Source organism: Streptomyces sp. NPDC090499 (genome assembly GCF_044769305.1).
Classification (GTDB): Bacteria; Actinomycetota; Actinomycetes; order Streptomycetales; family Streptomycetaceae; genus Streptomyces.
Genome location: NZ_JBIVXP010000005.1, coordinates 763319 through 771993 on the forward strand (window position 1 = coordinate 763319; position 8675 = coordinate 771993).

The window sequence follows — 8675 nt, forward strand, 5'->3', positions numbered from 1 at the left end:
CACGGACTGTGCCGATATCGGCGACCGGGCCAACCGGGGCGTACCGTCGGCGCTCACCGGCCGACCGAGGGCTCGGTCCAGGTGCACGGGATGGCCGGCGACGAGCAGCTCGCTGGCTGCCGAGCAGGCCCGTGCGTCTGCTCCGTACCGGGTTCCGTCGCTCGGTAGGCGCAGCCTGGTGTCTCTTCGAAGCCGGCCTGGAGCAGGATCCGCCGGGCGGCGGCGTTGTATCCGGTGGTGGTGATCTCGCCGGTGATGGTGTGTCGGATCGTCATGAATGGCTCTGCTGGCGTTTCGGGCAAGGCGGATCTCCTATCGGTGGTGGCGGGAAAGCGGTGGGGTGTTGGGCGAAGACGAGGCGGGCCCGGAGCTTGGTGACCACCGTGATCAGGGGTGCGGCCAGGTCATGGTCTGCGCGGCACGAGGGTGGTTCAACGGCGTGTGGTGTTGCGCCGGGACGCGGTGCTGGATGGGGGCTTCGCGGCCCGGGCAGCGCGGGCGGGCGCAATCACTGGAGGCGGTTTATCGAAGGTCCAGTGGGCGGGGTGATCGCTGAAGCGAGTGAGGGGGTCGGTGTCCCAGGGGACGAGCGGTCCCCAGCCCGCCTGGATCCTGACGCTGATGACTTCGATGCTCCCCGGGCGCAGGATGTAGCCCCACTCGAAGTCCTGTTCAGCGGCTGACTGCGGGGTGATGGTTTCGCGGGCGGGCGGGGAGCCGTCCGGGGTGATCAGGAAGTTGTCGAGGGCCCTGCTGCGAAACTGCATACCGCCGGTCAGCTCGGTGACCAGCGCGGGGGGTGCCCCGTCGAGGAGATCGGTGCCCAGGGTGTCCCAGCCCAGGGTGACGCTGTCGATGAGGTGGTGCGCCATGGCGTCCACGTCACGGTTGAAGCGGTACTGGAACGCGGCGAGGAGCAGGGGCACCTTGTGACTCGGCTGGCCGATGTAGTGGACGCCGATGCCGCTGTAGCCGTCGCTGGTGCGGCGGGCAATGAAGGAACTGGTCGACAGGAGGTCTCCGGGATGACGAGGGTGAACTAGCGGCGGGCGGCGGGGCGCGAGGGGCTGGCCTGTGACGGGGCTGCGGCAGGAGCGCTTTGAGGCCGGCGTCCGCGCGGTGTCCGGATGGAGGGCGGGGTGTCGAGGGAGGACCAGGCAGCCGGGTGGTCGTTGAAGGCGGTGCGCGGGTCCACGGACCAGCTCACGAGCGGGCCGATGTCCTCGTGCAGGAGGCTGATCACCTCGACGCCCTCCTTGTGCAGGACGTACCCCCACTGCATGTCCTGCTCGCCGGCGGTCGTTTCGGTGACCGACATGCGGACCGGCGGGGAGCCGTCAGAGGTGACCAGGTGGTCGAGGGTTCGGCTGGGCCAGTGCTCGCCGCCGGTCAGCGCGTTCACGAGTGCGGGCGGAGCGTCGTCGAGGAGATCGGTGCCGAGTTCGTCCCAGCCGACGGCCACGTCGTCGATGAGGTGCCGGGTCATGGCCTCGACGTCCTTGCCGAACCGGTGTCGGTAGGCGGCGAGCAGGAGGGGGAGCTTCTGGCTCGGATCACCGTCGAGGTGGACATAGATGCCGTCGTAGCCGGATTCGGTGGGCCGGGCGATGAAACAGCGGGTGGACAGAGGTACTCCAAAACTGCCAGGACGCGCAGGACTTGGCGGAACAGGTCTAGGGCCGGCGGCGTGGAGACTGGGGGCCTGAGGCATCGGTGGCCCGCTGGTGTTGCTCGGCGACGCCCGGCGTCGGTGCGGGCTTGGGCGGGGGACCGGTGACGGATTGCAGCGCCCGTTTCAGACTGCGCAGCGCCGCCGCGTGCCCGAGCGTCAGGGCCAGTTGGCTTTCGGGCGTGGCGGCGGGGGCATGCCGGTAGGCGAGGCGGTGGGTATCGGCGAGTGCGGTGAGGGCCGTGCTCAGATGCGTGGCGGCCCGGTTGGTGTGTACGAGCGCGGTCGCCAACTGCGCCAGGTACTCGCGTCCCACGGTCGTGGCGGCGAGGGGGTTGTCGGCGGACTGGCGAAGATCCGCGAGGAGACCAGTCGCGAGGTTGTGCACGGCGACCAGTTCGTCGGTGGTGGGTGTGATGGCGGCCCGCGCGTTGTCGGCCTCGGGAGGCACGAGGGCGGCGGCGGTCTCGGTGATGCGTCGCTGCCAGGTGGTCAGGCGGGCGTGAACGAAGGCGTCGTTGCTCAGGCTCATCGGCGCTTTCCCTTGTAAGCGGCTGCTCCTGGCAGGGGCGGGTGCGTACGTGGTCCGTCGTTGGTGTGCAGGGTGATGTGGAAGTTGCGGTGCCGCAGGCGCTGCAGGCTGGTGATCAGGTGGCGCCGTACCTCCTGGGGGCTGAGGGCGTCGGGGAGGTGGCACTCGCCGGTCGCGGGGTCGAGGAGGAACCCGCCGTGTGCGAGGAGTTCGGTGTTGGCACCGAGGTAGCCGGAGCGGATCCGGGGGCGCTGCTGGTCGTCGAAGGCGACGTGGACCTGCAGGTAGCCCGGACTGCTGCGCCGGATCGCGATCGGGGCGGCGAGCCGGTAGGCGAGCAGCAGTCGGCGGTGCAGGGCGGCTGCGGCCCGGACCGGGTCGTCGGGAACGGCGATGCCGCGCGGGGCCCGGATGCCGCGGACATGCCAGTAGCTGGTGTTCGCGGGCAGCATCGGCAGCACCAGGTACTGCCTGGGGCGGTGGGGGCGGGGCAGGACGTAGAGCTGGAGGCCCCAGTGGTGGGTGAGCACGGTGCGCCGGGCGCCGGCTTCGTAGGCCGTGTACGGCATGGGGCCGCTGTCCCACATCCGTGCGCCCGCCGGGTCGGCGGCAATGAGCACGGTGTGGGGGGAGGGCCGCCAGCCGGGCAGCCGCTCGGCGAGAGCATGGGTGAACTCGGCGAGGTGCACGGGAGGTTCCTCGTGGGGGTGGTCGTCGGCGTGGCTGGTCACGAGGAGGCGGTCATGCCGTGGGCGTCGGTGCGGCGGCAGGTGTAGCCGAGCAGCGTCGACTTGCCCCGCGTGGTGGGGACGGCGGCGACGTCGGAGCAGGTGAACTCGTATGTGAAGTAAGGGCTGTTGGTGGTGCCGAGCCAGGCGCGGTCGTTCTTCTCCGGGATGATCTCGAAGCCGGAGAAGACGGTGTCGCGCTGGGTGTGGTTGTGGGCGAACATGACGAGGGCCTGGCCGTCGGCGGCCTTCAACGCGTAGCTGCCGGTGAACTCGGGGGCGGCGGCCGAGAACGTGGTGACGCCCTGGCTGCCGAACTTGTGCACCGTCTTGTCGTGCGCCTTGATCTGCCGGGCAGTCGCCTTCGAAGAGGTGAAGACCTTCCTTGCGCTCAGGTCGCCGCCCGTGGCGAAGTTGTCGCCGACGGCGGTACGCAAGGTGGTGACCGGCGTGGGGGCGTCCTTGCTGGAGGTGGCGTCCAGGGCGGTGGCGTAGCCGTCGGCGTCTAGGGAGATCTTCGGGAGCTTCTTCGGGTCGTCGAGGTCGACCGCGGCGACCATCTCCCACCGCTTCGTTGTGGCCTGCTGGGCGAGGACCATCACCCGGACGTGCTGCTTCTTTTTGCCGCTGCGGGTGACGGCGGCGAACCACCGCTGCTGGCCGGCGCGGACGCGGGGGATGTAGACGTCGGTGGCGGCGAGGTCGTAGGACCACGGCTTGTACGGCTCGCGGTCGGCCGGGGGCAGGCCCTCGTTTTCCTTGTAGTCGGCCACTGACAGCGCGTAGAGCGGCCCGTCCTCGACCGTGTCCAGGAGTGCCCGGTCGCGGTGTTTGTTCGCCTCGTTGTTGATCTTCGAGTAGTGGGCGATTTTACCGACCATCTTGTGTGCCTCCGGGTCGTTCGTCGGGATGGTTCTGGGTTGCGTTTCGTGTCCCTTTACCGATCTGGCCTGTTCTTTTTTCGACGTTGGTTGCGGACGGAGGAGGACGATTGCGGAGCGCGATGGTCGTGGGGGACCTGCGGGTACAGAAGCTGGCTCGTGCCGGGGGCGGTTGGTCGTACACGATCGTTTGGCCGGACGTCACGGTGGACGAGGAGGCGGACAGCTACCTGCGTACGCACGAGGGCAGTGGGTCGCAGAAGACGTACGCGTACTTCCTCGTCGATCACTTGCGGTGGCGGATCCGTGAGCGGCTGACGACCGGGTCGGTCACGCTGCTGGACCTTCTGCGCTACCAGGGGGCGGTGGGGGCGAAGGTGGCGATGCCCTACGGGCAGCCGTGGCGGGTGCCGCCGAAGCGTCCGTACGGCACGTCGGCACTGGAGATCTCGGCGTCCTGTCTGAAGGGCTTCTACCTGCATCAATGCGCGATGAGTGGTGTGAACCCGGAGTTGAAGGCCGCTCTGGAGGCCCGCCGTCTTCCCACTCGGGCCGACCGTGACCGGGCCCTTCTGGGGCATGTGAAGACGTCGATGCCGGTCAACCCGCTGGCGCCGAAGCGGGGAACACGGCGTCGCCACCCCAAGATGCTGCCGGACGGGGCCCGGGGCGGCCTCCTGGACGTCGTGAACACGGCCCGGGACGCGATGGTCGTGACCTGGCTGTCCGATACGAGTATGCGCATCGGCGGCCTGACCGGCCTGCATCTGGCCGATCTGCACCTGCGGGACAACGCGGACTGCGGCGAGTGCAAGAGCCCTCATGCCCATGTCTGTCACCGGTGGGGCAACCCGAACGGGGCTGCTGCGAAGATCAAGCCGGACTGGGAGACGGTCGACGGCGTGGTCACGAAGGGCGAGATTTACCGTGTCAGTCCGGCCATGGTCAGCAGCTACTACACGTACATGACGACGGAGTACGCCCAGTACGCCGCGGGCCACGGCATGCTGCTGATCCAGTTGGCCGGCCCGCGCCGGGGCGAGCCGTGGTCGGCGGACGCGGCACGCGGCATGCTGCGCAGAGCCGGACGCCGGGCCGAACTGCCGGGCCGGATCAGGCCGCAGGCGTTCCGCCATCAGTTCACGAACGACGTCATGGATGCGAGCAACAACGATCCGCAGGTGGCCAAGGCGGCCGGGAACTGGGCCTCGGCTCAGATGGTCGATGAGGTCTACGGGCATCCTGACCTGCACTCTCCGCAGTTCGTCGCCGTGCTGAACAAGGTCTGGGGTGAACAGGCGTGACGATGACCGCCGCCCGGTTGCTGACGCTGGTGGGGCCGGCGGCGCGGACGACGCGCACGACGCGGGACCGGCTGGAGGTGCTGAGCGCGCTGATCTCGGCGCCGGCGTTCGATGCGGTGCTGCGGCCGGACGTGATGCACATCCCGCGCGAGCATCCGTTCTACGGCTGGGGCTGCGGCGTCGAGGGCTGCGAGCGGACCCGGGATGCACGCCTCGATTTCTGCAAGGACCACGAGGACGAGTGGCGCGCCATGCGCCGGGCGGGCGGGAACATCGCGGACTTTCGTGCCATCGCCCGGCCGAAGCCGCCTCTGGCCTGGCTGTCGCCGCCGCCCTGCCTGGTCTGCCCGAACGTCCCGGCCCGCAGCCGGAATCAGCTGTGTTACTTCCACTCCCAGCAGTGGAACGCGCACCGCCGCTACGCCCGCAAGAAACACCAGCGGGAAGCTGTCTTCGACGACTGGCTGACCGAGGTGGCCCGGCCTTTCCCCGGTTTTGGGCGGTGCCGGGTCAGGTCGTGCCACTGCACCGCAGAGCACCCGCTGGGGCTGTGTCATCGTCACCGCGCCAGCTACATCGAGCAGAAGAATCCCGGTGGGGCCCGTCTGCCGCAGTACTGGAGCCGGAAGCTGGCCGAGACCGGTGAGCCGGTTCCGGTCAGTTACGACGACGAGGCCCGGTTCGTGAAGTGGTGTCAGGAGACCGACCCGCCGCACCGGGTCAACGGCACCCTGACACTTCTGGGCCTGCGGCCGTTGGCCAAGGCCGAGATCAAGTGGTGCATCGACCACCACACGCGGGGTGAGGAGGGCAGCGTCTGGTCCATCTCCTGGATCCAGCGGCTCATCGACGAATGCCGGCGACAGGACGTGAACTCGCTGGCTGACATCGACCTGGACGCCTGCAAGCGGCATACCCGGCACATGGCCAAGGTGATGCTGCACTATCTGCGGCTGGTCTACTTCACCCGCGAGGACACCAGGGAGGCCGGCTTCATCGAGACCGAGCACTTCGGGGTCCGCTATCCGCGCACCCGCAGTCACATCGACCTGACCCGGATCACCCAGCGGTGGCTGCGGGACATGTGCTGGGACCTGATGGCCGCCCGGCTCCTGGCGGGACAGGCGCGATCGCGCGGCCCGTTCGACTTCGACCGGCGCGGCTGCATCGAGTTGAGTGCCTACCTGGAGATCGAAGCCCCGCACGGCGGACACGACCCCACTTTGCTGACCGAAGCCCACATGGTCGACTTCGTGGCGGACCAACGGCACCGGGCACGCCACAGACTGCCGGCCCTCGGACAACGGGCCAACGGGAATTCGCTGGAGAACGGGCCCACCACTCCCGGCACGATGTCCACCGCCTTCGACGGCGCCCGCAGGATCCTGCGGGCCGGACTGGAATCGGGAGAGGCTGAACGCATCGGTCTGGACCGCCGGTTCATCATCGCCCTGCCTTACGGCCCCAAGACCAAACGGCGCCGCAAGCCCTTCTCCGACGACGTCGCCCGCGCACTCGCCAACGAGGCAAACCTCCAGCTGCTGGCGGCCCGCGATGTCGAGGACCGCGGACTGCGGGACATCTGGGAGGGCCTCGTCGCCACAGGCCGGCGCTGCACCGAGATCCTCGACGTCCGCCTGGAATGCGTCGGCCGACTCGGCAACGTCCCCATGTTCTGGCACGACCAGACCAAGGTCGGCAACTTCGACGAGGGCATCCGTATCCCCGAGCGGTTCTACCGCCGGGTCAAAGAGCGCCAGGCCAAGACCACCGCACGCTTCGTCCAGCGCAAGGGACGCCCGCCGACCGAGCAGGAGCGCCTTGAACTCGCCCTGTTCCCCCGCAAACACACCAACCGCGAACTCCTCAAGGGCACCGGCTACAACTGGTTCCTCGCCCTGTTCGGTGACTGGGTCCTCACTCTGGACATCGGCAAGGCCGTCCCGCATCAGGCCCGCCACACCCTGGCCACCAACCTGCTGAAGGCAGGCGCGAATCTCACCCACGTCAAGCGCTACCTCGGGCAGGTCTCCGAGGCGATGGCCGAGCACTACACCCACATCGCCAATACCGACCCCCGCCTCAACGACGCTTTGCAGACCGTCTGGGTCAGCGGCCCGGGATCGTTCGAGCCGGGCATCGTCCTCTCCGGCAGCCAGCCCATGACCAGGGAAGAAGCCGAGGCGATGCTGATCGACCTCACCCGCAGATCCACCCCTGCCGAGGGCGGCTTCTGCACCTTCCAGCCGGTCGTCGACGGCGACGCCTGCCCCTTCAACCTCAACTGCCACAGCTGTGCCGAGTTCGTCATGACCGGGGCCGACCTCGTCTACTGGCATCGCAAGCGCGAGCAGTGGCGCATGCTCGCCGAGCGTGCCCCGGACGATGCCACCAGGGACTATCTGCATCAGGTCTTCGACCCCACTGCCCGCGCGATCGAGGGCCTGGAGCGAGCGCTTGCCGCCGTCGGCTTGCTCGAAGAAGCCCTCCAGCTCGATCTCCGCCGGCCCCAGGACTACTTCGGCCGGGTCTGGTCCACCGCTTTCCGAGCCGAAGAACTCGTCCGGCAGGCCGAAGCCGACGGCCTCGAAGCCGACGACGAGTACGCCATCGATGCACAGGACTGAGGTGACATCGTGACCGCCATCCCCCAGACCGCAGCCGCCACGGCTGCCCGCCGCCGCCAGACGCAGGACAAGCTCCAGCAGGTCGAGAGGGCGATCGGCCAGCTCCGTCGCGAACGCGGACGGCTCACGGTCCGCGCGATCGCCGACCGGGCAGGTGTGTCCGCCACGTTCCTCTACGAGAACACCGGCGCACGCGCGCTGGTCCACAACGCTGTCGTCGAGAGCAAGAGCCGCCACGACCTCCGGGCGCAGACGGAACACGACCGGATCGAGGCCACCTGGCGAGAACGGGCACTCAACGCAGAGGAAGGACTGACCCAGGCCCAGAAGGAAATCCACACACAGCGGCAACGGATCGGCGAGCTCATGGGGCAGCTTCGAGACGCGGAGCAGATGGTCCCAGGCGAGTCCGTCCAGCAGCTCCTCACCGAGAACACGACACTCAAGCGCCGGCTCCACCTGGTCACGCAGGAACACCGGTCGCTCCAGGAACGACTGCACGGCGCCCGCTCCAACCTCCGCTTCGCGGACAAACGCATCGCCGACCTCGAAGCCGAACTCCTCGAACTGCAGGCGGCCTCCCGTGACTGAACCAGGGCGTGACCCGATCAATCTCGACCGAGAGGAGGCTGAGTCCCTCGTCAAGCTCCTGAGAGCGTTCGAGAAGTTCCTCGACGACTGCGAGGAGAGCATCGCCGACGCCGTCGCCGACCACTTCGGGCTCAGCCCGGCCGCCGAAGCGTTCAGCGCGGCACTGTCCATCCACGCGGACGCACTCGAAGCCGCCCTCTGCACAACGGACTTCACTCCGTCACGAACGCCTACGTGACGCATCATCACAGGTCAGCGACCCAGCGCACCTTCGGTGCGCGCCGGGGGCGTGGTAAATGTCGTGGCGTGCGCCGAGGTGCTTCTTGTCTGCCCTGCCGTGTGC

General features: G+C 68.6%; 10 protein-coding genes. 4 read left to right on the top strand and 6 right to left on the bottom strand.

Features of this window, described 5'->3' with window-relative positions; translation table 11 throughout:
* Positions 1-53 precede the first annotated feature (53 nt).
* From ACIQVL_RS22705 to ACIQVL_RS22730, 6 genes are all read right to left on the bottom strand, one after another.
* On the bottom strand, positions 54-275 hold the full coding sequence (locus ACIQVL_RS22705; protein WP_403476202.1) for a hypothetical protein: 222 nt from the start codon (positions 273-275) through the stop codon (positions 54-56).
* 156 nt (positions 276-431) lie between these two features.
* Positions 432-926 carry a hypothetical protein gene (locus ACIQVL_RS22710; RefSeq protein WP_403476203.1) on the bottom strand — a complete coding sequence of 165 codons (495 nt, stop codon included), beginning with the start codon at positions 924-926 and terminating at the stop codon, positions 432-434.
* 113 nt (positions 927-1039) lie between these two features.
* Positions 1040-1486 (bottom strand): hypothetical protein, encoded by a 447-nt coding sequence (locus tag ACIQVL_RS22715; RefSeq protein ID WP_403476204.1) that lies wholly within the window; start codon positions 1484-1486, stop codon positions 1040-1042.
* Positions 1487-1673: 187 nt separating this feature from the next.
* The gene (locus ACIQVL_RS22720) at positions 1674-2201 is read right to left on the bottom strand and encodes a hypothetical protein (protein ID WP_403476205.1); all 528 of its coding nucleotides are present in this window, start codon (positions 2199-2201) and stop codon (positions 1674-1676) included.
* Positions 2198-2932 (bottom strand): hypothetical protein, encoded by a 735-nt coding sequence (locus ACIQVL_RS22725; RefSeq protein WP_403476206.1) that lies wholly within the window; start codon positions 2930-2932, stop codon positions 2198-2200. The genes ACIQVL_RS22720 and ACIQVL_RS22725 overlap by 4 nt, the downstream gene beginning before the upstream one ends.
* Complete coding sequence (locus tag ACIQVL_RS22730) at positions 2929-3810, bottom strand: hypothetical protein (protein WP_403476207.1); 882 nt, start codon at positions 3808-3810, stop codon at positions 2929-2931. The genes ACIQVL_RS22725 and ACIQVL_RS22730 overlap by 4 nt, the downstream gene beginning before the upstream one ends.
* A 110-nt stretch (positions 3811-3920) precedes the next feature.
* Here ACIQVL_RS22730 and ACIQVL_RS22735 point away from each other — a divergent pair, with 110 nt between their 5' ends.
* From ACIQVL_RS22735 to ACIQVL_RS22750, 4 genes are read left to right on the top strand one after another with little or no spacing between them, the layout of a single operon-like run.
* Complete coding sequence (locus ACIQVL_RS22735) at positions 3921-5114, top strand: tyrosine-type recombinase/integrase (RefSeq protein WP_403476208.1); 1194 nt, start codon at positions 3921-3923, stop codon at positions 5112-5114.
* Between the two features lie 2 nt (positions 5115-5116).
* Positions 5117-7741 (top strand): tyrosine-type recombinase/integrase, encoded by a 2625-nt coding sequence (locus ACIQVL_RS22740; protein WP_403476227.1) that lies wholly within the window; start codon positions 5117-5119, stop codon positions 7739-7741.
* A 9-nt stretch (positions 7742-7750) separates the two neighbouring features.
* The gene (locus tag ACIQVL_RS22745; protein ID WP_403476209.1) at positions 7751-8332 is read left to right on the top strand and encodes a DUF6262 family protein; all 582 of its coding nucleotides are present in this window, start codon (positions 7751-7753) and stop codon (positions 8330-8332) included.
* Positions 8325-8570: a hypothetical protein gene (locus ACIQVL_RS22750; RefSeq protein WP_403476210.1), complete on the top strand. Its 246-nt coding sequence runs from the start codon at positions 8325-8327 to the stop codon at positions 8568-8570. The genes ACIQVL_RS22745 and ACIQVL_RS22750 overlap by 8 nt, the downstream gene beginning before the upstream one ends.
* The last annotated feature ends 105 nt before the right edge of the window (positions 8571-8675 follow it).

Coding starts and splice junctions, on each gene's coding strand:
- ACIQVL_RS22705 (WP_403476202.1), bottom strand. CDS start 275: ATGACGATCCGACACACCATCACCGGCGAGATCACCACCACCGGATAC.
- ACIQVL_RS22715 (WP_403476204.1), bottom strand. CDS start 1,486: ATGACCCGGCACCTCATCGACGACGTGGCCGTCGGCTGGGACGAACTC.
- ACIQVL_RS22720 (WP_403476205.1), bottom strand. CDS start 2,201: ATGAGCCTGAGCAACGACGCCTTCGTTCACGCCCGCCTGACCACCTGG.
- ACIQVL_RS22730 (WP_403476207.1), bottom strand. CDS start 3,810: ATGGTCGGTAAAATCGCCCACTACTCGAAGATCAACAACGAGGCGAAC.
- ACIQVL_RS22740 (WP_403476227.1), top strand. CDS start 5,117: ATGACCGCCGCCCGGTTGCTGACGCTGGTGGGGCCGGCGGCGCGGACG.